Raw genomic sequence first — 24,206 nt, forward strand, 5'->3', positions numbered from 1 at the left:
CCCCCAAACCACCTTTGGGCGACATCGCATCAGGAGGCTGGCCGGACGTACATTTGGAACGTCAACCTCAGGCTAGCCCGAGGTCCAGATGTCGCCCGACAGCAGATCCTCGGGACAGCCTGAGGATAACGGCCACGTCTGCGGGAAAAACGGTGAACCGCTTTCCGCCGTTATCGCTTTTTATGATTCAGCTTTCAGCCGCGCATTGCACAGGCTGTAATAACCACCGCCCTTCTGGATCCAGCGAAGGCCGTTCAACGTACCTGCCTCCTTGTTGCCATGGTAACCCTGCAGGCAGGTCTTCATCCGTGCCTTCGCGGGCTTTTCGGTCTCGAACTCGGCGGCGAGGGTGGTCGGGAATGTTACGCCCGCTGGCGCTACGGTGGGGGCAAGTGCCGCGCTGGTTTCCTTTTTCGGCTGCGGTGCGGTTTCGACCTTATCCGCGCTGACACTCTCCGCAGCCGACGTCGCGCATTTCTCCTTGCGGAAAGCGGCCCAGTCCATGCCATTCAGAGTGCCGCTCTCCTTGGCTGTCCGATAGGTCTCGCCACATTCCTTCATCGTCAATGCGCTTGCAGGGGCGACGCCGCAAGCAACCAATGCCGTCACAGCCAATACCGCCAATTTTAAACTGGGCATAAGATCCTCCTGGTTGATGACAAGTTCAGACGTCTTTTGTATACTTTTTGTTCCTGATATGTTCAATCAGAATTTTCATGAGTTACCAATCAGCCTCGCGGCGAGAGTGTAAGCGAATTGATGATGCAGGCAGCTTCCGCGATATGCAGACGCGAGCAAGACCCTGGCGTCTTCGTGCGCAACAAAAGGCCCGCGAAGCAGATGCATCGCGGGCCTTTGCCTGGCCTTGCCAGATTTCATCTAATTCAATTCACCGTCATGCCCCATCGATCCCGGGGGGATGCTATGCGCGGCTCAGCCCTTCAGCTTGGCATTGCAGAGGCTGTAGAAGCCGCCGCCCTTCTGGATCCACTTCAGACCGCCGAGTGCGTTGGCGTCCTTGAGGACATAGTACTGGTCAAGGCAGGTATGCATGCGGCCTTTTCCGGGGGTCTCGCTGGCATATTTCGCCGAGATCGCGGACGGGAAGGTGACGCCCTTGGGGGCAACCGTCGTCGGCTTTGCGGGTTCCTTGGTGTAGCTCGCCTCGCTTGGAGCGGGCACGCTGTCGTCATCCGAGGCACTGGCGCCGCATTCGGCCTTGCGGAAGTCGTTCCACTTCATGCCCTTCAGCGTGTTCGCCGTCTTGGCAGCCTGGTACTTGGTGCTGCATTCGGCCATGCTCAGGCCCTTGCCAGAAGCTGCGGCCGTCGTGGTCGCAGCCTTGGTGGTCGCCGGCTTGACGGTGTCGGCGGCGGCGGATGCGCCAGCGGCGCATTCGGCCTTGCGGAAGTCGTTCCACTTCATGCCGTTCAATGTGCCGGCGGCCTTGGCCGCCTGGTACTTGGTGCTGCATTCCTTGGCGGTCAGGCCCTTGGCCGTGCTGTCGCTGGCCGCTGCGGCGGCCTTGGTGGTCTTGGCCGGCTTGGCTTCGGCCGGCTTGGTTTCAGCAGCCTTGGTCGTGGCCGCCTTGGTGTCGGTGGTGGCGGCAGCGTCAGTGCCGCACTGTGCCTTGCGGAACTGGTTCCAGGTCGCCCCGGCAAGTGTCCCAGCGTCCTTGGCGGCGTTGTACTTCGTGCTGCACTCGGCCATCGTCAGCGCGTTGGCTGGCGCGGCCAGGAACAACGTCGCGACCGCAAGGCCGGTCAGAGTAGCAATTCGGTGGATGAGCATAGCGTTTCTCCGTGGCTGCAGCCCATTATACGTCCCAGCGAATCAATAACGCTCAACGGTCGGTTGCGCCAGATGCCAGGCGGCTTATATATCGCCGAAATCGCTTTCTAACGACAAGGTGATGAAATCATTCGGCCTGACTGCCGCCGAGGCAAGAATTCTCGGGATGTATCCGCGCCGAATGGCTGGCAAAACTGGTATATGTGACGCCACAGCGTCTCCGTGCTAGGCTGCGGCCATGTTGTGTGCAACGCACAACAATGATTTTCTAAGGATTGGTAACATATAATCACACAATGTGATCGAGGCACGACGGCCAATTGTGGCATGACGTGCCGGCTAAGGACAACCAAGGAAACTGACTGGCATGGCAGGGAATTACTTCGGCACGGACGGCATTCGCGGGCGCGCCAACAAGTTTCCGATGACCGCGGAAATCGCCATGCGGGTCGGCATGGCCGCCGGCCTTTCGTTCCAGCGCGGCAGCCATCGCCATCGTGTCGTGCTCGGCAAGGACACCAGGCTGTCCGGCTATATGATCGAAAACGCGATGGTGGCCGGCCTTTGCGCCGCCGGCATGGACGTGTTTCTGCTCGGCCCGATCCCGACCCCGGCGGTTGCCATGCTGGTGCGCTCGCTGCGCGCCGACATTGGCGTCATGATCTCGGCCTCTCACAATCCCTACTACGACAACGGCATCAAGCTGTTCGGCCCAGACGGCTACAAGCTGTCCGACGAGATCGAAGAGCGCATCGAGAGCATGCTCGACAAGGATATCGAACTGGCGCTCGCCGATTCCGACGGGCTTGGCCGCGCCAAGCGCGTCGACGGCGTGCATGACCGTTACATCGAATTCGCCAAGCGCACCTTGCCGCGCTCGATGTCGCTTTCGGGTCTGCGGATCGTCGTCGACTGTGCCAATGGCGCGGCCTACAAGGTGGCGCCCGAGGCGCTGTGGGAACTGGGCGCCGAAGTCGTGGCCATCAATGTCGAACCCAATGGCTTCAACATCAACAAGGAATGCGGCTCGACCCATCCCGCCGATCTGCAGAAAAAGGTGCACGAAGTGCGCGCCGACATCGGCATCGCGCTTGATGGCGATGCGGACCGGGTCGTCATCGTCGACGAGAACGGCGCCATCGTCGACGGCGACCAGATCATGGCGCTGATTGCCGAGTCCTGGCACCAGAGCGGGCGGCTGGCTGGCGGTGGCGTCGTTTCGACGGTAATGTCCAATCTCGGCCTCGAGCGCTTTCTCGGCGACATGAAGCTGCAGTTGCACCGCACCAAGGTCGGCGACCGCTATGTCGTGGAGCATATGCGCGCGCATGGGCTCAATGTCGGCGGTGAGCAGTCGGGCCACATCGTGCTGTCCGACTTCTCGACCACAGGTGACGGGCTGGTCTCGGCACTGCAGGTGCTGGCCTGCATCAAGCGGCAAGGCCGCCCGGTCAGCGAACTGTCGAAGAAGTTCGAGCCGGTGCCGCAATTGCTGAAGAACGTTCGCATCGCCGGCGGCAAACCGTTGGAGGAAGCCCCGGTCAAGGCCGCGATCGAGGACGCCCGCCATCGTCTCGGCAAGGCTGGGCGGCTGGTCATCCGTCCATCCGGCACCGAGCCGCTGATCCGTGTGATGGCCGAGGGCGACGATCCGCAACTGGTCGAGGCCGTCGTCAACGACATCGTCGGGGTCATCTCGGAAACCCGCAGCAGCGCCGCCTGATCCCCGCCAGCCCCGAAGGCGTCACGCCGCCTTTATTGCATCGAAGCCCGCCCCTCCGGCGGGCTTTTTTGTTGGCAAAGGATCGGCTCTTTCTGTCGAAATCCTTGCCAGATCTCCGGGATTCTGGAGATTCGTGGTTAATCGATAGGGTTAAACGCCTTTTAACTTTTGCAATTCATTATCCACGCCTGAAAGCCAATCTTATTCGGACACGATCGCCGTTCCGAGGTTTCTAGGGGTAACAAGCATGTTCAATACAGCAAGAAAGGCCCTGTTCGCGCTGCTGTTCGCGGGCTTGGCCTGGCCGGTGTTCGCAGCTGACCTGCCCGAGCCGCAAGTCGAAGAAGCGCCGCCGCCGGTCTATGAGCAACCGGTCGATGTCGGCGGCTGGTATATCCGTGGCGACCTCGACTATCACAAGTCGAAGGTCGGTGACATCGACTACATCACCTACGGCGCCGCGCCTTGCCCGTGCGGGCCTCCTGTCGGGGTCGCCGGGAGCAAGTCCTTCGACTATGGCAAGCTCAAGGGCGGCTTCTCGCTTGGCGGCGGCGTCGGCTACAAGATCAATGAACACTTCCGCACCGACCTGACCGCCGACTACTGGTTCAAGTCGAACTTCAACGGCGGCACCTCGGATCTCACCACGGTCTCGGTCGAGTCGTCGAAGATGAGCGCCTTGCTGCTTCTGGCAAATGCCTATGTCGATATCGGCACCTGGCACGGCATCACGCCCTATGTCGGCGCCGGTATCGGCGGAGCGCGCGTCAAATGGGATACTGTCTACGACCCGACCCCGGGCGCAACCGAGTCCAACCCCGGAACATCCAGCTGGCGCTTCGCGTACGCGGTAATGGCCGGCGCCTCCTACTGCTTGACCGACAAAGTCATCCTCGATGCTGGTTACCGTTTCTCCCATATTCAAGGCGGTCGCATGTTCGAGTATGGTCCAGCCGGCGCCACGCCGGGCGCCGGGCCGGGCTTCGATCACGGCTTCAACACCCACGAGGTGCGCGGCGGTCTGCGTTACCAGTTCGGCGGCAACAACGGTTGCGCCGCGCCGGTGGTGGCCTATCAGCCGGAGCCCGAGCCGATCTACACCAAGTAATCGCTTCGAAGTTTCCAGGAATTCGTCGACCGCCCGGCATCAGCCGGGCGGTTTTCGTTTGAGATGAGCCGAGGTCAGCCCGTTCGAAATCAATTCGCTAACCCTCTGTTAGCCTTAACCGGCACTTAACCACTATGGTTAACAATGGCTCATGAAACGTTGGCCGCCGTTGCTTGTTTGACGGCGCCGAATTCGGGAGCCGGGGACCATGATACCAATATCGCGTATGGCGCTGGCGCTTGCCGCACTGCTGTTGCCGCTGGCGCCTGCAATCGCCGCCGACTACGATCCGCCGATCTATGTCGACCAGGCGCCGGATTATGTGCCGGTCGAGGTCGGCTCCGGCTGGTACCTGCGCGGCGATGTTTCATACCTGGCGCAGAAGAGTTTCGAGAATGGGGATTTCACCTTCCCGTCGGCGATCAACAACGAAAACTTTAGCGAGAGCGAAGATGCAATTTTTGCGAGCGTCGGCTTCGGATATCATTTCAACGATTACCTCCGCGCCGATCTCAACTTCGGCTATTTGCCGGGTAACAAGGCAAGCTTCGGCTATGACGATACTGCTACCGCACCGGCTGGAACGTCGATCGTGGGATCGGGAAACCTGAAGAACTATGCGTTCTCAGGCATACTCAATGGCTATGTTGACCTTGGCACCTATGTTGGAATCACACCGTATGTCGGTGCGGGTGTCGGCGTCGTCCTGAGCAAACGCAGCCTCTCCGCCAGCTATGCCGACGAGGCCACCCCCGCCAACGATTTCACGCTTGATGACAGCAAGACGCAGTATTCCCTCGCCTATACGTTGAATGCCGGTCTTGCGTATCAAGTGTCCAAGAATGTTTCCGTAGATCTCGGCTATCAGTATTTTTCCGCGCCTAGCGTCGAATACGCGACCGCCGCGAGCCTGACTTCCTTTCCGGTCGAGAAAGGGATCAGCAATCACCAGATCAAGCTCGGGCTGCGCTACGATCTCTGGTAGACTGGGCACACCAGCTCTTGACGGCGGATCTCTCGGGTCCGCCGTTTGCATTTGAAGTCACGCGATCCTGATCGCGGCGCTTTCCTGTTTGACGCATGTCGTAGCCCCAAAACCGCCGCGCACCTTTTGGCGACATGCATCCGGTATCCCGGCAGCGACAAAAACTTTCCTCTTGACGCCCGATGCCTGAACGCATATCGCCGTCCGTGGGCCACCCCTCCCCAACGAGGGGCCACTATCTGGAAGGATAGACCACGATGACGACGCTTACGAAGCCCGGACTCCGTCCGGCAAATCCCAATTTTTCCTCTGGTCCCTGCGCAAAACGTCCCGGCTGGTCGGTCGAGGCGCTGAAAGCTGCCGCGCTCGGCCGTTCCCACCGCGCCAAGATCGGCAAGACCAAGCTCGAGCAGGCGATCGCGTTGACGCGCGAGATACTCAAGGTCCCGGCCGACTACCGGATCGGCATCGTGCCGGCTTCCGACACAGGTGCCGTCGAGATGGCGCTGTGGTCTCTTCTCGGCGAACGCGGCGTCGACATGGTCGCCTGGGAAAGCTTCGGCTCCGGCTGGGTCACCGACGTGGTCAAGCAGCTGAAACTCGCCGATATCAGAAAGATCGAGGCCGGTTATGGCGCGCTGCCTGATCTGACCAAGATCGATTTCGATCGCGACGTGGTCTTCACTTGGAACGGCACGACCTCGGGCGTGCGCGTGCCGGACGGTGACTTCATTCCCGCCGATCGCAAGGGCCTGACCATTTGCGACGCTACTTCAGCGGCCTTCGCGCAAAGGCTCGACTTCGAGAAGCTCGATGTCGTGACCTTCTCCTGGCAGAAGGTGCTGGGCGGTGAGGGTGCGCATGGCATGCTGATCCTGTCGCCGCGTGCCGTAGCGCGGCTGGAGAGCTACAAGCCTTCATGGCCGCTGCCGAAAATCTTCCGCCTGACCTCGGGCGGCAAGCTGATCGAGGGCATTTTCAAGGGCGAAACCATCAACACGCCGTCGATGCTTTGCGTCGAGGATTATCTCGACGCGTTGAACTGGGCTAAGTCGGTCGGCGGCCTCGATGCGCTGATTGCCAGGGCGGATGCCAATGCCGCCGTGCTCGACCGGTTCGTGGAAAGATCATCCTGGCTCGGCCATCTTGCGGTGGCCCCGGCGACACGCTCGAACACGTCGGTCTGTCTGTCCTTCACCGACCCCGATATCGCGGCGCTCGACGCTGATGGACAGGCGGCGTTTGCCAAGGGTCTGGTCTCGACGCTCGACAAGGAAGGCGTCGCCTACGACATCGGTTCTTATCGCGATGCCCCGCCGGGATTGCGCATCTGGTGCGGCGCAACCGTCGAGACCTCCGATCTCGAAGCGCTGCTGCCTTGGCTCGACTGGGCCTTTGCCAGCCAGAAGGCGTCGCTCAAAGCGGCCGCCTGAGAGTTTCCGTGGCGGCCCCGAGGGCCGTCCGTTCCCGGATCAATTTCATTTTCAAGGAGGCCGCCATGGCGCCCCGCGTTCTCGTCTCTGACAAACTCTCTCCCACCGCCGTGCAGATCTTCAAGGATCGCGGCGTCGAGGTCGACTATCTGCCCGACCTCGGCAAGGACAAGGAAAAGCTGCTCGAAGTGATCGGCAAGTATGACGGTCTCGCCATCCGTTCGGCGACCAAGGTCACCGAGAAGCTGATCAACGCGGCCACCAATCTCAAGGTCGTCGGTCGCGCCGGCATCGGCGTCGACAATGTCGATATCCCGGCGGCAAGCCGCAAGGGTATCATCGTGATGAACACGCCCTTCGGCAATTCGATCACGACGGCCGAACACGCCGTGGCGATGATCTTCGCGCTCGCCCGCCAGATCCCGGAAGCCAACGCTTCGACCCATGCCGGCAAATGGGAGAAAAACCGCTTCATGGGCGTCGAGATCACCGGCAAGACGCTGGGCGTCATCGGCTGCGGCAATATCGGTTCGATCGTCGCCACACGCGGCGTCGGGCTGAAGATGCACGTCGTCGCCTTTGATCCGTTCCTGTCGGACAAGCGCGCCGAGGAGCTCGGCGTCGACAAGGTGGAACTGGACGAACTCTTCGCCCGCGCCGACTTCATCACGCTGCACACGCCGTTGACCGACAAGACCCGCAACATCATCGATGCGGCGGCGATCGCCAAGATGAAGAATGGCGTGCGTATCATCAACTGCGCGCGTGGCGGGCTGGTGGTCGAGGCCGACCTGGTTGCGGCGCTGAAGAGCGGCAAGGTGGCAGGCGCCGGCATCGATGTGTTCGAGGTCGAACCGGCGGAGCAGAATGCGCTGTTCGGCATGGAGAACGTGGTGGCGACACCACACCTTGGCGCCTCGACGGCGGAAGCGCAGGAGAATGTCGCGCTGCAGGTCGCCGAGCAGATGGCCGACTACCTGATCAAGGGCGCGGTCTCCAACGCCATCAACATGCCCTCGATCACGGCGGAAGAGGCGCCGCGGCTGAAGCCGTTCGTCAAGCTCGCCGAAGTGTTGGGCGCCTTTGTCGGCCAGGTCACCGAGGATCCGATCAGCGAGGTCGAGATCCTGTTCGACGGCTCGACCGCGACGATGAACACGCGGGCGCTGATCAGTGCCGCCCTGGCCGGACTGATCCGGCCGCAGGTCGCCGACGTCAACATGGTGTCGGCGCCGATCATGGTGAAGGAGCGCGGCATCATCGTCGCCGAAGTCAAGCGCGACAAATCGGGCGTCTTCGACGGTTACATCAAGCTGACCGTCAAGACCGAGCACATGACGCGCTCGATCGCCGGTACCTGCTTTTCGGACGGCAAGCCGCGCTTCATTCAGATCAAGGGCATCAATCTCGACGCCGAGGTCGGCCAGCACATGCTGTATACGACCAATGCCGATGCGCCCGGCATTATTGGCCTGCTCGGCACTGTCTGCGGCGAGAACGACGTCAACATCGCCAACTTCCAGCTTGGCCGCAACCGGCCGGGCGGTGACGCTATCGCACTGCTCTATCTCGACGCCCCGTTCCCCGAGAAGGTGCTGGAGCAGGTGCGCGGCCACAAGTCGATCGATTCGGCAAAGCGGCTGCGGTTCGACGTGGGCGGGATCTAGCCCCCACACCCTCTGAGGTGACAAGCCATACATCAGACGCCCCGTTTGCCGGCATGCATGCGGGGCGTTTCCATGACCGCTGGCGCCGCCCGACGGTTTGCGTCGTTGCGGGCGCCGCCGCAGGCGTCGCGCCAACGGCGTCCTTGCGTCAAGCTGCTGCAAGATATCCTTTTTTGCCGCCAGTACATTAGCGGATTTAGATAAGCATAAGGTCTGGCCCAATCTAACGATTTTGTGATCTGCTTGACGATCCCGGTTTCTTTCCGCACGCTGCGGTCAATTGATGGATGCGATCTAAACTTAACTGAGTTGGTCATGATTTTGCGCGCAACATCCGGCGCGCTTCTGTTGCTGTCGGGGTGCCTTCGATGGATCATCGCAATACTGTCCGACTGAGCCGGCGTCTTTTTCTGTCTTCGGCTGCGATGTTTACAGTGACGGCAACATCGGCAGGTTTTGCCCGATCCTTGTCCGGCTCGCTGCCCTGGGCGCCGCTGTCTTCCGATCCTCCGATGCAGGTGGTGTCCGGCGGCTGGCAGTTCTTCACGCCGCAGGAGGCCGCGCTGGTCGAGGCTATCGTCGACCGCATCATCCCCGCCGACGATCTGTCGATGGGCGGCAAGGAGGCCGGCTGCGCCGTCTATATAGACCGTCAGTTGACGGGCGCGTTCGGAACGTCGAGCCGGCTCTACACAAAAGGACCGTTTCTGCCGGGATTGCCCACGCAGGGCTACCAGGGCGAGGCAAGCCCCGCCCAGCGCTACCGCTCCGGCCTCGCCGCCATCGACGCTTTCCTGAAGCAGCGCGATGGCAAGGCATTCACCGAACTCCAGCCGGCCGATCAGGATACGTTCCTGGCGGCGATGGAGGCTGGAAAGGTCGACTTGCCCAATGGAGTCGAGGCTGCCGGCTTCTTCGGACTTCTGCTGCAGAACACGATGGAAGGGTTCTTTGCCGATCCGGTCTATGGCGGCAACAAGGACATGGTGTCGTGGCGCATGCTTGGTTTCCCCGGCGCGCGCTATGACTACCGGGATCACGTCAGCAAGCACAATCAGCCCTATCCGCGGCCGCCCGTCTCGATCGAGGGCAGCCCGGAATGGCTCGTGAAAAGGAGCTGACCATGACGACGATACTGCCCCGCAAGGACGTCGTGATCGTCGGCCTCGGCTGGACGGGGTCCATCCTTGCACATGAACTGACCGATCAAGGCCTGGACGTGCTGGCCATCGAGCGTGGTCCCTGGCGCGACACGGCGACCGATTTCAACATCGGCTATGCGCAGGACGAGTTGCGCTACAGCGTGCGGCGCGACCTGTTCCTGCAGCCAGCCGTCGAAACCATGACGATGCGCAACGACCCTTCGCAGACGGCGCTGCCGATGCGCGATTTCGGCTCGTTCCTGCCCGGCAACGGCGTCGGCGGCGCAGGCGTCCATTGGAACGGCCACACCTGGCGGTTCTGGGACTCCGACTTCCAGATCAAGACCAACCTGACCAAGAAGTATGGCGCGGCGCGGATCGCCGATCTCCAGGTCGAGGACTGGGGCGTGACCGGCGCCGAGATGGAGCCGTATTACGACCAGTTCGAATATCTGGCGGGAATCTCGGGCAAGGCCGGCAATATCAAGGGGCAGATACAGGAAGGTGGCAACCCGTTCGAGGATCCGAGGTCCCGGGATTACCCAAATCCGCCAATGGAGATGACCTACGCGCCGACCCTGTTCGCCAATGCCGGCCGGTCCATGGGACTGCACCCGTTCCCGACACCGTCCGCCAACATGTCGCGGACCTATGTCAATCCGCTCGGCATCACCATGGGGCAGTGCACCTACTGCGGATTCTGCGAGCGGTTCGGCTGCGCCAACTACTCCAAATCCAGCGCCCAGACCACCATCCTTCCCGTGCTGATGAAGAAGGCCAATTTCGAGGTGCGGACCGACAGCGAGGTGCTGCATGTCGATCTCGCCGCCGGCGGCAAGTCCGCGCGAGGTGTCACTTACGTCGATACGTCGGGGCAGGAATTCTTCCAGCCGGCCGATCTCGTGCTTCTGTGCGCCTACGGCCTCCACAATGCCCGGCTGATGATGCTGTCGGGCATCGGCAAGATCTACGATCCCGCTACCGGCGAGGGCACCGTCGGGCGCAATTATTGCTACCAGACCAATGCCGGCGTGCAGGTGTTCTTCGACGACAAGAACTTCAACCCATTCATTGCCGCGGGCGCGCTCGGACAGACGATCGATGACTATAATGGCGACGCTTTCGACCATGGCGGCCTCGATTTCGTCGGCGGCGCGGGCATCAACTGCATTCCCACCAATGGACGTCCGATCGGGACGAGGCCGACGCTGCCCGGCACGCCGAAGTGGGGTAGCGCCTGGAAGAAGGCGACCGTCGCGGGCTACAAAAGCACGCTCGGCTTCTCCTCGCAGGGCAGCAGCTACGCGACGCGCACCAACTACCTCGACCTCGATCCGACCTACAAGGATCGCTTCGGCCGGCCGCTCATGCGCATGACCTTCGATTTTCCCGACAATGATATCCGAATGTCGAATTATCTCTGCGACCGGATGGAGGAGATCGCGAAGACGCTTGGGGGCAAGCAGTACAATGTCGGCCGCCGCAAGAAGGGCTGGGACAGCGTCCCTTATCAAAGCACCCATAATACGGGCGGCGCCATCATGGGAACGGACCCTAGGAAGAGTGCGGTCAACAGCTTCCTGCAAAGCTGGGATGTGCCCAACGTCTTCGTCATCGGCGCCTCGGCCTTTCCGCAGAATGCCGGCAAGAATCCGACGGGAACGGTCGGCGCGCTCGCCTACCGCGCCGCTGACGGCATCCGCAATCACTATTTGCGCAATCCCGGCGCCCCCTTGGTGCAGGCATGAGGACGCTCGCCGCCGCCGCTGGCGCCGCTATGCTGGCGATCACGCCGGCGCTCGCCGCCGACCAGGCCGACCAGATCATCCGTGGCCAATATCAGGCCGTGCTCGGCGATTGCGCCGGCTGTCATACCAGGCCGGGCGGCAAGCCGCTGGCCGGCGGCCTGCCGCTCGAAACGCCTTTCGGCGCACTGGTGCCGCCCAACATCACACCCGACCACGAGACGGGCATCGGCAATTGGTCGGAGGCCGATTTCCGCAACATGATGAAGACCGGCGTCGGCCACAATGGCGTGCGGCTCTATCCCGCCATGCCTTACCCCGCCTATACCAGGATGAACGAGCAGGACATTTCCGACCTGTGGGCCTACATGACCACGGTCGACCCGGTCTCGAACAAGGTCGAAGCCAACCAGCTGCCGTTCCCGCTGAACATCCGGCTGGCGATGTGGGGGTGGAACCTCCTCAACTTCAGCGAGGCAAGCTTCCAGGCCGACCCCTCCAAATCGGCGGAATGGAACCGCGGCGCCTATATCGTCCAGGGCGCCGGGCACTGCGGCACCTGCCACACGCCCAAATCGTTCCTTGGAGCGGACCAAGACAGCGGCTTCCTGCAAGGCGCCTCGCTGCAAGGCTGGTTTGCCCCCGACATCACCAACAATGCCCAATCCGGCCTGGGCAAATGGTCGCAAGACGATGTGGTCGCCTACCTCAGGACCGGCGTCAACGCGCATTCGATCGCATCCGGTCCGATGGCCGAGGCGATCGAGAACTCGACCTCCAAAATGACGGATCCCGACCTCAAGGCCGTGGCCGTCTATCTCAAGAGCCTGGGGCCGGACACCGGCAATGCGCAGGCGCCCAAGCCCGACGAGGCGCGGATGGTGGCGGGCGCGGCGATCTATCGTGACAATTGCTCGGCCTGCCATGGCGGCGATGGCGCCGGGGCCGGAGCGCTTTTCCCAGCGCTTGTCGGCAACTCGATCGTCGCGCAGGGCAATCCCGAGACCCTGGCCCGCGTCGTTCTCGCCGGAAGCCAGGCGGTGCACACGGCCGGTGCGCCGACGACGCCTTCGATGCCCTCGCTGGCATGGCGGCTGAAGGACCAGGAAATCGCCGACGTGCTGACCTATGTGCGCGGCAGCTGGGGCAATTCCGCTCCGGCGGTCTCGTCGGACGATATCGCGGCGGTGCGCAAGGAATTGGTGCAGTAATTTAGGCGCGCGTTAAACGCCGGATGCCATCTTGCGCCCGCTGTATTCCGCGAGCCCGATGCCGCCCAGAACGAGAACCAGCGCCAGCGCCTGATAGAGCTGGAAGGTCTCGCCGACGATCAGCACCGAAAGCAGCGTGCCGAAGATCGGCACCAGATTGATGAACAGGCCGGCGCGATTGGCGCCGATCAGTTCGTTGCCCCTGATATAGGTTATCTGCGAGATGACCGAAGCGCCGATCGCCGTGTAGACGATGACCGCCCAGCCGCGGGCGTCGGGCACGATCACCTTGCTGGCGGCGGCTTCCCACAGGAAGAAGGGCAGTGAGGTGATGAGCGCGGCGAACGACATGGCCAGCATCAGGCTTTGCCAGCGCATCGCCGGCTTCAGCCGTAACCCGACCGAATAGCTGCTGTAGAGAACGACCGCGACCAGCATGATGGCGTCGCCGAAATTGAGCTCCAGCGTCAGCAGCCGGCGCGGATCGCCATGGCAGGCGGTCAGGATGACGCCGAAGACGGTCAGCACCACGCCGGCGATCTGCGCCCAGTTCACGCGCAGGCGGAAGAAAACGAAATTGGCTGTCATGATCAGGATCGGCATCGCCGCCTGTTCGATCGAGACATTGATCGCCGTGGTGTAGTTGAGGGCGGTGTAGAAGATGGTGTTGAACAGGGTGAAGCCGCTGGCGCCAAGCGCCGCCAGCACGAGCCAGTGCCGGCGCACGACGGGCCAATCCTCCTGGATCGTGCGCCAGCCGATCGGCAGCAGGATCGCCACGGCCAGCATCCAGCGCAGGAAGACCAGCGTCATCGGCGAGACGTGGCCGACCGCCAGCTTGCCGGCCACCGAATTGCCGCCCCACAGCAAGGTGGTGAGCAGCAGGAACATGTAGGCGTTTCGATGCATCGCTGGCTTCCGGCCGCGGGATGGGCCGCGGTGTTTGCCGGCCTATTGCCCCGGTCAGCCCAAGTAAATGATGTCAAAGCCGAAAATTGTTGTGCCTCAGGGCATTTTCGGCGGCAAAGAAAGGTCGCACTCGCGAGGTCTTGACGCTATAGAGGCCTGTCGTTTCGAACCATATCCAAGCCGCGCGGCGGCGTCTCAAGGGAAAAGAAACATGGCCAATGTGGTGGTCGTCGGCTCGCAGTGGGGCGACGAAGGCAAGGGCAAGATCGTCGACTGGCTGTCGGAGCGCGCCGATGTCGTGGTGCGTTTCCAGGGCGGCCACAATGCCGGCCACACGCTGGTCGTCGACGGCAAGGTCTACAAGCTGTCGCTGCTGCCTTCGGGCGTCGTGCGGGAAGGCAAGCTGTCCATCATCGGCAATGGCGTGGTCTTCGATCCGCATGCTTTCGTCGCCGAGGTGCAGAAACTGAAAGGCCAGGGCGTGGACGTGACGCCGGATCGCCTGAAAATAGCCGAAAACACGGCGCTTATCCTGTCCGTACACCGGGAGCTGGACGGGTTTCGCGAGGATGCCGCTTCGAATTCCGGAACAAAGATTGGCACGACCCGACGCGGGATCGGCCCCGCCTACGAGGACAAGGTGGGGCGGCGCGCGGTGCGGGTGATGGATCTGGCGGATTTGGAAACTTTGCCCTTGAAGGTCGACAGGCTGCTGACGCACCACAATGCGCTGCGTCGCGGGCTCGGCCATGACGAAGTCACGCATGATGCGATCATGCAGGAATTGACCTCGGTCGCGAACGACATCCTGCCCTACATGGACCGCGTCTGGAAGGTGCTCGACGACAAGCGCCGCGCCGGCGAGCGCATCCTGTTCGAGGGCGCGCAAGGCACGCTGCTCGACATCGACCACGGCACCTATCCCTTCGTCACCTCGTCCAACACGGTCGCCGGCCAGGCCGCCGCCGGCTCCGGCGTCGGCCCGGGCGCCATCGGCTATGTTCTCGGCATCACAAAGGCCTACACGACGCGTGTCGGCGAAGGTCCGTTCCCGACCGAGCAGAAGAACGAGATCGGCGAATTCCTCGGCACGCGCGGCCATGAATTCGGTGTCGTCACCGGGCGCAAGCGCCGCTGCGGCTGGTTTGACGCGGTGCTGGTGCGCCAGGCGGTTGCCGTCAACGGCATCAAAGGCATCGCGCTGACCAAGCTCGACGTGCTCGACGGGTTGGATGAGATCAAGGTCTGCACCGGCTACAGGCTGGACGGCGAGACGATCGACTATCTGCCGGCAAGCCAGGGCGCCCAGGCTCGCGTGGAACCCATTTACGAGACGTTGGAGGGTTGGAAGGGCACCACCGCCGGCGCACGCAGCTGGAATGATCTTCCGGCCCAGGCCGTCAAATATGTCCGATACATAGAGGAGTTGATCGGCGCGCCGGTCGCACTCCTTTCCACCAGCCCGGAACGGGACGACACGATACTTGTGACCGATCCGTTTCAAGACTAGTTTCTGAAGCCTTTCCGGGCATCGCGGCTGATTTGCGGGGGCCGGCGCGGAGGCAAAAAATACAGGTCGACTGAAGCATGGCAGATTTCGTTGCTGTTCTGAAAAACGCGTTCGAGAAGCACGGCGACGAGACGCCCGAGAAGCGTACGCGCATCTATAACAGCGTGCGCGCCATGCTGGCCAAGAAGCTGGCGGAATATTCGCCGCCGCTGGCTTCCGAGGCCATAGACAAACAGAAACGCGCGCTGGACGACGCCATTGCCGGCGTCGAGCGGGACTATGTCAAGAGTGTGCCCGAGCCGGATCCGCTCGCGGAACTGGAACACATCTTTTCCTCCATCGACCGCAACAAGAACCAGTCGAACCACGTCAAGCAGCCGGCCAAGGCGGAGGCTGCCGCAATTCCTGCTCCGTCTCCGTATCGGCCCGCCCCGGCCACGGTCAGGCCGGAGCCGTACAAGCCGGCACAGCCGGCGGCGAACCCCGAACCCTACCGGCCCGCTCCAGCCGCCAAGGTCGAGCCTGGCTGGCAAAGGCCGGCGCCGGTGCAGCCCGCTCCGGACTTTTCCGAGAAGACCTTGCCGGGGATGGACGCGGATCGGGACGACGACCAGGACGACGTCTTTGCCGATGACGAAGCGCCTGCCGCCACCGACACTTTCGAGCGTTTGCGGCCGGCCGAACGCAAGCGCAGCTATGGCGGGCTGATCGCCGCCGTCGTCGCACTGCTGGTCGTTGCCGGCGGCGGCTACGGCATCTGGCTGAACAAGGATGCCTTCGGCAAGATGCTGGGCCTGGAGAGCAGCAAGGTTGTTGCCAAAACCGAGCCGGTGAAAACGACGCCGGCCAAGCCGGCGACCGATGCCGCGGCCACGCCGCCGGCGCCCGCGACCGGCGCGGAAGGCACGAAGTTCACGCAGCGGCTGACGCCTGAAGGCGGCGAGACCGACCCCGGCCCAGCCGGCGGGCAAAGCGGCGTAGGCGAGGGCGAATCCGTCGCCGCGCTGACGACACCGCCAACGGCAACGAATGCGCCGGCCACGGCAGCGCCGGCGGTTCCCGCGCCGGCTGCCAATACGCCGGCTGCCAATACGCCTGCTGCCGGTACGCCCGCGGCAGGCGCGCCAGCCGCGACCACGCCCGCGGCGGGCACCCCGCCCGCGACACCGCCCACCAACGGAACCGTGCCCGCGGCCCCGGCCGATGCCGCCGCCACGCCGCCGCCCGCACCGGCAGCCGCAACGCCGCCGGCGGCACCGGCTCCGGCCGTGGCGCCAACCTCGGTTCCGGTCGGCCAGAAGGCGATCTTCTATGAGGAGCGCACCAGCACCGCGCAGGGTTCAGCCGAGCCCGGCAGCATCGTCTGGTCGCTGGTGCAGGAATCGCCCGGCGGCGACCTGCCGCCAGAGCCTGCGATCCGTGCCGAGGCGACCATTCCCGGCAAGGACATCCAGTTGCGCATGACCATCCGTCGCAACACCGACCAGACCCTGCCGGCCAGCCATATCATCGAGATGATCTTCCTGACCCCAGACGGGTTCGAGGGCGGCGGCGTCGACAATATATTGCGCGTTGCCATGAAGAGTTCGGAACAGGACGCCGGCAGCCCGCTGATCGGCATCCCGGCCAAGATCGCCGACGGCTTCTTCCTCGTCGCGCTCAACGACACCAAGGCCGACGAAGACGCCAACATGACCCTGTTGCGCGGCCAGGACTGGATCGACGTGCCGGTCGTCTACAAGACCGGACGGCGGGCACTGCTGACCATGGAAAAGGGCATTCCCGGCGAGAAGGTGTTCGACGAGGCGATCAAGGCCTGGCAGGCCAAGACGGCGGGCTGAGACGGCGGGTTGAGACGGGCGGCGTGACGGTCGCCTCCGTTCAGAATCCTTGGAACAGCATGTCGAGCGCGGCAACGATGTCATCGTGATGCTTCGCCAGGTTCAGCCGACTTTCAACCAATTCGCTTGCGGGAACGGTGGCGATCAGGTGTGTCGCCATGACCAGCTTCCGTCCATTGATCTCGAAGATCGGATGAAGCTTTCGCATTGGCGGCGGCACCGTTGCGACCGGCAGAAGCGGAACGACAACCCGCGTCTTGAAATTGTCGAGCAGGTCGGATTGGACGTCGAGCAAATAGTTGTCTTCAACGCGACCGGCGAAGACATCATAGCGGGGCATCAGAACTGCCGATACTCTTCCAACGGGATGCCGTTCTTGTCGATGTAGTCGTTCCACGCATCCATCGTGGTACGGTTCTCAAGCTTCCACAGCCGCCCCTTTTCAGCTGCCACCGCCTCCGCGATGCCGGCTTCCGCAGCGCGCGAGACATTCACGTCAAGCCCCTTGGCTTCCCGCATGAGGTTCGAGTCGATCGACAGATTTGCTGGCTGACGGATCGCATTCAAGGCAATCTTACGCATAATGGCCTCCGCAACATGCGCATAATGTATGCGCATTCCGATGTGGAGGCAATGCTCAGGCGCAGCAAGGAGCGCCCCACTATGGCTCCGGGCGCTCGTCGCTTCAGTCGACAAATCGTTGTCAATCGATCGGCCTACGGCCGACCGCTCTTCACCCTTCCATCTCCTCGCGCAGCATCTCCAGTTCCAGCCATTCTTCCTCGAGCGCGGCCAGCGTCGCACGCTCCTTGTCGAGGGCGGCGATCGTCTTCTGGAACGAGGCCGGGTCGCGTTCGTAATAGGCCGGGTCGGCGATGTTGTTCTCCAGCCGCGAGATCGACGCGGTCACTGCCTCGATCTTCTTGGGCAGGGACTCCAGCGCGAACTTCTGCTTGAACGACAATTTCTTCGCCGGCCCTTTTGGCGCCGCCGGATCGCTCTTGCCCGGTGCCGGCGCATCGCCGGCTTCCGCCTTGGCGCGCGCCTTGCGGTCGTCAAGCCTGGTGCCGCCGCGCTGCGCCAGCATGTCGGAATAGCCGCCGGCATATTCGACCCAGCGGCCGCCGCCGTCCGGCGCGATGATGCTGGTGACTGTGCGGTCGAGGAAATCGCGGTCGTGGCTGACCAGGATGACGGTGCCGGCAAAACCGGCGACCAGTTCCTGCAGCAGTTCCAGCGTCTCCATGTCGAGATCATTGGTCGGCTCATCGAGAACCAGGAGGTTTGCTGGCCGTGCCAGCACGCGCGCCAGGATCAGCCGCGCCCGTTCGCCGCCGGACAGCTCGCGCACCGGCGTGCGGGCCTGTTCCGGCTTGAACAGGAAATCCTTCATATAGGACACGACATGGCGCTGCTCGCCATTGATGACGAGGTTCTCGCCGCGCCCGTCGGTCAGATATTGCGCCAGCGTCTCTTGCGGGTCGACCGCCTCGCGCTTCTGGTCGAGCGTGGCGATCTCCAGATTGGTGCCAAGCCGTATCGAACCCGCGTCCGGCGCCAATTCGCCGGTCAGCATCTTCAGAAGTGTCGTCTTGCCGGCGCCGTTCGGCCCGACAAGGCCGACGCGGTCGCCGCGCTGGATGCGGGTCGAGAACCCCTTGACGACGGTGAGGTCGCCAAAGCTCTTCTCGATGTTCTTGGCCTCGATCACCAGCTTGCCGGATTCGGCGGCGTCGCTTGCCACCATTATCGCGGTGCCTTCGGCGCCGCGATGGCCGCGAAAACGCTGGCGCATGGTCTGCAACTCGCCTAGGCGCCGCATGTTGCGCTTGCGCCGCGCCGTCACCCCGTAGCGCAGCCAGTGCTCCTCGCGCACGATCTGGCGGCCGAGCTTGTGCTGTTCGCGCTCTTCCTCTTCCAGCACCAGGTCGCGCCATTCCTCGAAATGGCCAAAGCCCTTGTCCAGCCTGCGCGTCTGGCCGCGATCGAGCCAGACTGTGGCGCGCGACACGCGCTCGAGGAAGCGGCGGTCATGCGAGATGACGATGAGCGCCGAGGAGGTCCGGACGAGCTCTTCTTCCAGCCATTCGATGACAGATAAATCAAGATGGTTAGTCGGCTCATCAAGAAGCAGGATGTCGGGCTCCGGCGCCATGACGCGGGCAAGCGCGGCGCGCCTGGCCTCTCCGCCGGACAGGTCGCCAGGCCGTTCTTCGCCCGACAGGCCGAGATGCTCCATCAGATAGCTGGCGCGGTAGGGATCGTCGGCGGGCCCGAGCCCGGCCTCCACATAGGCGCGCACGGTTGCAAAGCCGTCCATGTCGGGCATTTGCGGCAGATAACGCACCGTCGCCGAAGGCTGGCGGAACACCTCGCCGTCCTGTGGTTCGATCAGGCCGGCGGCGATCTTGAGCAGCGTCGACTTGCCGGACCCGTTGCGGCCGACCAGCGCGATCTTGTCGCCGGCCGAAGCGGTCAAGGCGGCGCCGTCGAGCAGCGGCGCGCCGCCGAAGGTCAGTCTTATCCCGTCGAGATTGAGAAGAGGCGGGGCCATGTCAGCTTTCGGGCAATGGATAGGGATGGGCGAGCAGCAGCGCGCGGCCATGGCCGAGCGCGATGTCGAGGCGGCCCCCGGTCTTGCCGAACTTGACCTCGTTGGAAATGGTCAGCGACGAACCGAACGCCACCTCGACCTTGTCGAGCGGCCATTTGGCGCCGGTGACGGTCAGGCCGGAGAGTTCGGAGAAGCCGAGAATCGAGAACAGCGTGCCGTCGGCATAATCGAAGCCGGCCCTGCCGGGCAGCAAGGGAACACCTTCCTGGGCGCCGCTGGTCAGAAACACATCCATTCCGGCTTCGGCCAGCCGCAGGCCAAGCGCCAGATGCAGGAAGGCGTGGTCGGCGCGCTTGCCGCCGAAGGCGCCCGCCAGCACAAGGCGGGTCGCCCCGCGCTCCAGTGCGGCCGCGATCGCCAGTTCTCCGTCGGTCTTGTCCTTTTCCGCCGGGAAGGTTTGCCGCGGCACGGCGGCGAGGTCGGCGGGCAGATCAGCCGGGACCGAGTCGAAATCACCCACCCACAGTTCCGGCACGAGGCCCAGCATCTGCGCATGGCCGATGCCGGCGTCGGCAGCGATGACGCGCGAGCCTTCGACCTGGCGGTCGAGCCGAGGCGTGCGGATGAGGTCGCCGCCAAGCAGGATGGTGAATGTGCTCATATCCCGTCGCCTTACCAGCCCGGCACGGGAAACGGAAGGCGGCAAAGTCCCACTTGCGCGGGTCATCGGCCCGGCCTATGTGTCGAAACGCTCTAACGGGGTGCCGGACGCGAATTTCGCGGGCCGGCTGAGAGGCAGTCTCGCCAACCCGCTGAACCTGATCCGGTTTGTACCGGCGGAGGGATTAGACGTTTCGGACACTCCGACGCCTCAATTCCTTTCAACGCAAACGAAGGAGGCGCCGATGCGCACGTTTTTATATTCTCTGGTCGCCGCCACGGCAGTAACCCTGTCCGGGCCGGCCTTGGCCAAGGACAAGCTGACCGTCTACACCTATGAGAGCTTCACCGCCGACTGGGGTCCAGGTCCCGTGGTGAAGAAGGAATTCGAGGCAGAATGCGGCTGCGATCTCGAGTTCGTCTCGGTCGCCGATGGCGTGGCGCTGCTCAACCGCGTCAAGCTGGAAGGCGCTTCGACCAAGGCCGACATCGTGCTCGGCCTCGACACCAATCTCACCGCCGATGCCAAGGCCTCGGGCCTGTTCGCGCCACATGGCGCAATAACGGACGTCAACGTGCCGGGCGGCTGGACCGACGACACTTTTGTCCCGTTCGATTACGGCTACTTCGCCGTCGTCTACGACACTGAAAAGCTGAAGAGCCCACCCAAGAGCTTGAAGGATTTGGTGGAGGGTAGCGCCGACGACAAGATCGTCATCCAGGACCCGCGCACATCGACGCCCGGTCTCGGCCTGCTGTTGTGGGTGAAGTCGGTCTACGGCGACAAGGCGCCGGAGGCCTGGGCCAAGCTCAAGACCAAGGTGCTGACCGTGACGCCGGGCTGGAGCGAGGCCTATGGCCTGTTCACCAAGGGCGAGGCGCCGATGGTGCTGTCCTACACCACCTCGCCGGCCTACCACATGGTCGCCGAGAACACCGAGCGCTATCAGGCGGCGTCGTTCGAGGAAGGCGAATATCTGCAGATCGAGGTCGCGGGCATCACCACGACCGGCGCCAAGAATCCGCTGGCGGAAAAGTTCATGGCCTTCATGACTGGGCCGAAATTCCAGGACGCCATCCCCGAGACCAACTGGATGTTCCCGGCCGGGAAGACCGACAAGCCGCTCAACCCCGCCTTCGACAAGCTGGTCAAGCCGACCAAGACCTTGCTGTTCAGCCCGGAGGAGGTCGCGGCCAACCGCAAAGCCTGGGTCGATGAATGGCTGGCGGTGATGAGCAAGTAGGTTTTGTGGGCTAATCTCGTGAGATGAACGCTCTCCGGCGATGCTCCCTAAGCTTCACCCAATCGTTGATGTGCGGTGTGCAAACCCGCTCTGATCCCCGCATCACAGCCGGCGTGATAGGGCTCGCCGCCATCGCCATTTTGATCGGCGGAGCGTTTGCGGGGCTGCTTGTCGAAGGTGCTCGCGATTTTTCCGGCGCTTGGGCTGCGTTCGATCTCTACCTGTTCCGGGTCGTGCGCTTCACGCTCTGGCAGGCGGCCCTGTCGACGCTGCTCTCGGTCGGGCCGGCCCTGCTCGTGGCGCGGGCGCTGTCGCGGCATCCACGGTTTTTCGGCCGTGCCTTCATCCTGCAGCTCTTCGCCGTGCCGCTGGCGCTGCCGGGCATCGTCGCGGCGCTCGGTATCCTGGCGCTCTATGGCCGCGCCGGCTATTTCTCCGGCTTTCTCAGCGCCGTCGGCGGCCAGGGTTGGCCGGGCATCTATGGCCTGTCCGGCATTCTCGTCGCCCATGTCTTCTTCAACCTGCCGCTGGCCACACGTCTGCTCCTCGAGGCGCTGCGGACCATTCCCTCCGACCAGTGGCGGCTGGCGAGCCAGCTCGGCATGGGGGCGCGGCCGGCATTCCGGCTGATCGAGTGGCCGACGCTGCGTGCCGCGCTGCCCGGGGTCGCCGGACTTGTCTTCATGCTGTGCGTCACATCCTTCACCATCGTGCTGACGCTCGGCGGCGGGCCGGCCGCGACGACGCTCGAAGTCGGCATCTATCAGGCATTGCGCTTCGATTTCGATCCCGCGAGGGCTGTCGCGCTGACAACGCTGCAGATCGCCTTGACCCTCATCGTGGTGCTGGCGTTGACCCGACTCGGAGCCGACGTCGTCGCCGACGTCAACCTGCCGGTCGCGCCGCGCCGCTACCTCTCCGTCAACAGGACCGAAGCCTGGCTGAACGCGACGCTCATCGTGTTGGCCTTGCTCTTCGTTGCCGGGCCGATGGCGGCGACCGTGGCGGCCGGCCTTGGCGCCGACCTCGGCCGGCTTGCAGGCGAGGCCACTGTCCGTCAGGCGACGCTGACCAGTGCCGTGCTCGCTTTCCTTTCGGCATTGCTTTCGGTGATGCTTTCGCTGGCATTGACCATGGCGCGCAGGGCGCTGGCGTCGAACCGCCGCTTCGGGGCAAGGACACTGCTCGAACATGCCACCGATACCGGCGCCGGGTTTGTCCTGGTCGTGCCGCCGATCGTCGTCGGCGCCGGCTGGTTCCTGTTGCTGCGCCATGTCGGCGATGTGTTAGCCATCGCCCCGCTCATGGTCGTCACCGTCAACGCTGTCATGGCGATGCCTTTTGCGCTGCGCGCCATCCGTCCCGCCTATGATGCGGCAAGCGAGCGTCACGAGCGGCTTTGCGCGCAGCTTGGAATTTCCGGCTGGTCAAGACTGTGGCTGGTCGACTGGCCGACGTTGCGGCGGCCGCTGGCCACCGCTTTTGCCTTCGCCATGGCACTGTCGCTCGGCGATCTCGGCGTCATCGCCCTGTTCGGCAGTGATTCCGTGCAGACCTTGCCCTACCTTCTCCTGGCGCGCATGGGCAGCTACCGAACCGAGGACGCCGCCGGCTTGGCGCTGCTGCTCGGCCTTGTCTGCCTGGCACTGGTGCTGGCAGCGGACCGGCTGGGAAAGGAGACGGCCCGCAATGTCTGACGGGGCGGCTGGCGGCAAAGGGGTTTCGGTGCGGCTGGACAAGGTTTCGTTCAGCTATGGCGAGGCGTCGTTCGCCTTCGATGCCGAGTTCACGGCGGGGCAAATCACCGCCATCATGGGACCGAGCGGCTCCGGAAAGTCGACGCTGCTCAATCTGGTGGCCGGGTTCGAGCCGCCGCGATCCGGCCGCGTGCTGATCGGCGGGGCCGATGTCAGCACCGCGCCACCGGCGGCGCGGCCAGTGTCGGTGGTTTTTCAGGAAAACAACCTTTTCGCGCATCTTTCCGTCGAGCAGAATGTCGGGCTCGGCCGTTCGCCATCGTTGCGGCTGGCCGAAGCCGATCGCGCTGCGATCGCCGATGCGCTTGCGCGCACCGGTCTTGCCGGCAAGGAGAAGCGGCTGCCGCGCGAACTTTCCGGCGGCGAGCGCCAGCGCGTCGCCCTGGCTCGCGTGCTGGTGCGTGACCGCCCGGTGCTGCTGCTCGATGAGCCCTTCGCTTCGCTTGGGCCCGCCTTGCGAGACGATATGCTCGACCTGGTTGCCGGCCTGCATGCCGAGCGTGGCATGACGGTGCTGTTCGTCACGCATCAGCCGCAAGATGCCCGCCGCATCGGTCAGAGGCTGGTGTTTCTCGAGAACGGCGCCGTCGCCGCTATCGGCACGGCGGATGATTTCTTTGCCGGGGCTGGTCCGGAGGCATTCCGGCGCTATATCGGAGCCGGTGCCGGGGATTCCTTATCACGAGATATTGCCCGGAAGCGGACATAATTTACGCTCAAACCGGCCCGATGCGATGTGGCGCTTGCTTGCCATGACTGGAGTAGTGTGGCTAGGTCCGCTCGATACCGGTCCGGCACAGGCCGTGATTTGCCTACAGCTTCCGCCGCATGCTCCGAGGGGCGCGTGACGGATACTGTAGCAGTTTGTTTTGCGCATGTGGTCATGTGCAGGGACCTGAAAGGAAGCCGTTCTGGCGATCGGCGTT

20 protein-coding genes and 1 riboswitch are annotated in these 24,206 nt (G+C 63.4%); of the genes, 13 read left to right on the forward strand and 7 right to left on the reverse strand.

What is annotated here, in order from left to right; all coding sequences use genetic code 11:
- Positions 1-180 precede the first annotated feature (180 nt).
- Positions 181-639 (reverse strand): hypothetical protein, encoded by a 459-nt coding sequence (locus tag MESAU_RS06580; protein ID WP_015315276.1) that lies wholly within the window; start codon positions 637-639, stop codon positions 181-183.
- Between the two features lie 294 nt (positions 640-933).
- A complete protein-coding gene (locus MESAU_RS06585) occupies positions 934-1,791 on the reverse strand; it encodes a hypothetical protein (protein WP_015315277.1) in 858 nt (285 codons plus the stop codon).
- Positions 1,792-2,158: 367 nt separating this feature from the next.
- On the opposite strand from MESAU_RS06585, the gene glmM reads away from it, so the two are divergent.
- The 8 genes from glmM (at position 2,159) to MESAU_RS06625 (ending at position 12,805) form a co-directional block, all read left to right on the forward strand.
- Positions 2,159-3,514 (forward strand): phosphoglucosamine mutase, encoded by a 1,356-nt coding sequence (gene glmM, locus MESAU_RS06590; protein ID WP_015315278.1) that lies wholly within the window; start codon positions 2,159-2,161, stop codon positions 3,512-3,514.
- Between the two features lie 247 nt (positions 3,515-3,761).
- The gene (locus tag MESAU_RS06595) at positions 3,762-4,622 is read left to right on the forward strand and encodes an outer membrane protein (RefSeq protein ID WP_015315279.1); all 861 of its coding nucleotides are present in this window, start codon (positions 3,762-3,764) and stop codon (positions 4,620-4,622) included.
- Between the two features lie 208 nt (positions 4,623-4,830).
- Positions 4,831-5,607 carry an outer membrane protein gene (locus MESAU_RS06600; protein WP_015315280.1) on the forward strand — a complete coding sequence of 259 codons (777 nt, stop codon included), beginning with the start codon at positions 4,831-4,833 and terminating at the stop codon, positions 5,605-5,607.
- A 257-nt stretch (positions 5,608-5,864) separates the two neighbouring features.
- Positions 5,865-7,040, forward strand: coding sequence for a phosphoserine transaminase (locus MESAU_RS06605; RefSeq protein ID WP_015315281.1), 1,176 nt, complete (start codon positions 5,865-5,867; stop codon positions 7,038-7,040).
- A gap of 65 nt (positions 7,041-7,105) precedes the next feature.
- Entirely contained in the window at positions 7,106-8,707 is a 1,602-nt protein-coding gene (gene serA, locus MESAU_RS06610) for a phosphoglycerate dehydrogenase (RefSeq protein ID WP_015315282.1), read from the forward strand.
- A 425-nt stretch (positions 8,708-9,132) separates the two neighbouring features.
- Positions 9,133-9,828, forward strand: coding sequence for a gluconate 2-dehydrogenase subunit 3 family protein (locus tag MESAU_RS06615; protein ID WP_245262948.1), 696 nt, complete (start codon positions 9,133-9,135; stop codon positions 9,826-9,828).
- A gap of 2 nt (positions 9,829-9,830) precedes the next feature.
- Entirely contained in the window at positions 9,831-11,597 is a 1,767-nt protein-coding gene (locus MESAU_RS06620; protein ID WP_015315284.1) for a GMC family oxidoreductase, read from the forward strand.
- A complete protein-coding gene (locus MESAU_RS06625; protein WP_015315285.1) occupies positions 11,594-12,805 on the forward strand; it encodes a cytochrome c in 1,212 nt (403 codons plus the stop codon). Before MESAU_RS06620 ends, MESAU_RS06625 begins: the two co-directional genes overlap by 4 nt.
- Positions 12,806-12,817: 12 nt before the next feature.
- Here the strand turns inward: MESAU_RS06625 and MESAU_RS06630 are convergent, their stop codons facing one another.
- On the reverse strand, positions 12,818-13,714 hold the full coding sequence (locus MESAU_RS06630; protein WP_015315286.1) for a DMT family transporter: 897 nt from the start codon (positions 13,712-13,714) through the stop codon (positions 12,818-12,820).
- A gap of 211 nt (positions 13,715-13,925) precedes the next feature.
- Here MESAU_RS06630 and MESAU_RS06635 point away from each other — a divergent pair, with 211 nt between their 5' ends.
- Both MESAU_RS06635 and MESAU_RS06640 read left to right on the forward strand, forming a co-directional pair.
- Positions 13,926-15,224 carry an adenylosuccinate synthase gene (locus MESAU_RS06635; RefSeq protein WP_015315287.1) on the forward strand — a complete coding sequence of 433 codons (1,299 nt, stop codon included), beginning with the start codon at positions 13,926-13,928 and terminating at the stop codon, positions 15,222-15,224.
- Between the two features lie 77 nt (positions 15,225-15,301).
- The gene (locus tag MESAU_RS06640; RefSeq protein WP_015315288.1) at positions 15,302-17,065 is read left to right on the forward strand and encodes a hypothetical protein; all 1,764 of its coding nucleotides are present in this window, start codon (positions 15,302-15,304) and stop codon (positions 17,063-17,065) included.
- Between the two features lie 40 nt (positions 17,066-17,105).
- On the opposite strand, the gene MESAU_RS06645 is transcribed toward MESAU_RS06640, so the two are convergent.
- From MESAU_RS06645 to MESAU_RS06660, 4 genes are all read right to left on the reverse strand, one after another.
- A complete protein-coding gene (locus tag MESAU_RS06645; RefSeq protein ID WP_015315289.1) occupies positions 17,106-17,405 on the reverse strand; it encodes a CcdB family protein in 300 nt (99 codons plus the stop codon).
- Positions 17,405-17,647: a type II toxin-antitoxin system CcdA family antitoxin gene (locus MESAU_RS06650; RefSeq protein ID WP_015315290.1), complete on the reverse strand. Its 243-nt coding sequence runs from the start codon at positions 17,645-17,647 to the stop codon at positions 17,405-17,407. The genes MESAU_RS06645 and MESAU_RS06650 overlap by 1 nt, the downstream gene beginning before the upstream one ends.
- Before the next feature lie 151 nt (positions 17,648-17,798).
- Entirely contained in the window at positions 17,799-19,619 is a 1,821-nt protein-coding gene (locus tag MESAU_RS06655) for an ABC-F family ATP-binding cassette domain-containing protein (protein WP_015315291.1), read from the reverse strand.
- 1 nt (position 19,620) lies between these two features.
- On the reverse strand, positions 19,621-20,280 hold the full coding sequence (locus MESAU_RS06660) for a thiamine diphosphokinase (protein ID WP_015315292.1): 660 nt from the start codon (positions 20,278-20,280) through the stop codon (positions 19,621-19,623).
- Between the two features lie 86 nt (positions 20,281-20,366).
- Positions 20,367-20,481, forward strand: a riboswitch (TPP riboswitch).
- A 43-nt stretch (positions 20,482-20,524) separates the two neighbouring features.
- On the opposite strand from MESAU_RS06660, the gene thiB reads away from it, so the two are divergent.
- The 3 genes from thiB to thiQ all read left to right on the forward strand — a co-directional run bounded on the left by thiB (position 20,525) and on the right by thiQ (position 23,989).
- The gene (thiB, locus tag MESAU_RS06665; RefSeq protein WP_015315293.1) at positions 20,525-21,523 is read left to right on the forward strand and encodes a thiamine ABC transporter substrate binding subunit; all 999 of its coding nucleotides are present in this window, start codon (positions 20,525-20,527) and stop codon (positions 21,521-21,523) included.
- A gap of 68 nt (positions 21,524-21,591) precedes the next feature.
- Positions 21,592-23,220: a thiamine/thiamine pyrophosphate ABC transporter permease gene (thiP, locus tag MESAU_RS06670; protein ID WP_015315294.1), complete on the forward strand. Its 1,629-nt coding sequence runs from the start codon at positions 21,592-21,594 to the stop codon at positions 23,218-23,220.
- Positions 23,213-23,989 carry a thiamine ABC transporter ATP-binding protein gene (gene thiQ / locus MESAU_RS06675; protein ID WP_015315295.1) on the forward strand — a complete coding sequence of 259 codons (777 nt, stop codon included), beginning with the start codon at positions 23,213-23,215 and terminating at the stop codon, positions 23,987-23,989. Before thiP ends, thiQ begins: the two co-directional genes overlap by 8 nt.
- The last annotated feature ends 217 nt before the right edge of the window (positions 23,990-24,206 follow it).

Source organism: Mesorhizobium australicum WSM2073 (genome assembly GCF_000230995.2).
Taxonomy (GTDB): Bacteria; Pseudomonadota; Alphaproteobacteria; order Rhizobiales; family Rhizobiaceae; genus Mesorhizobium; species Mesorhizobium australicum.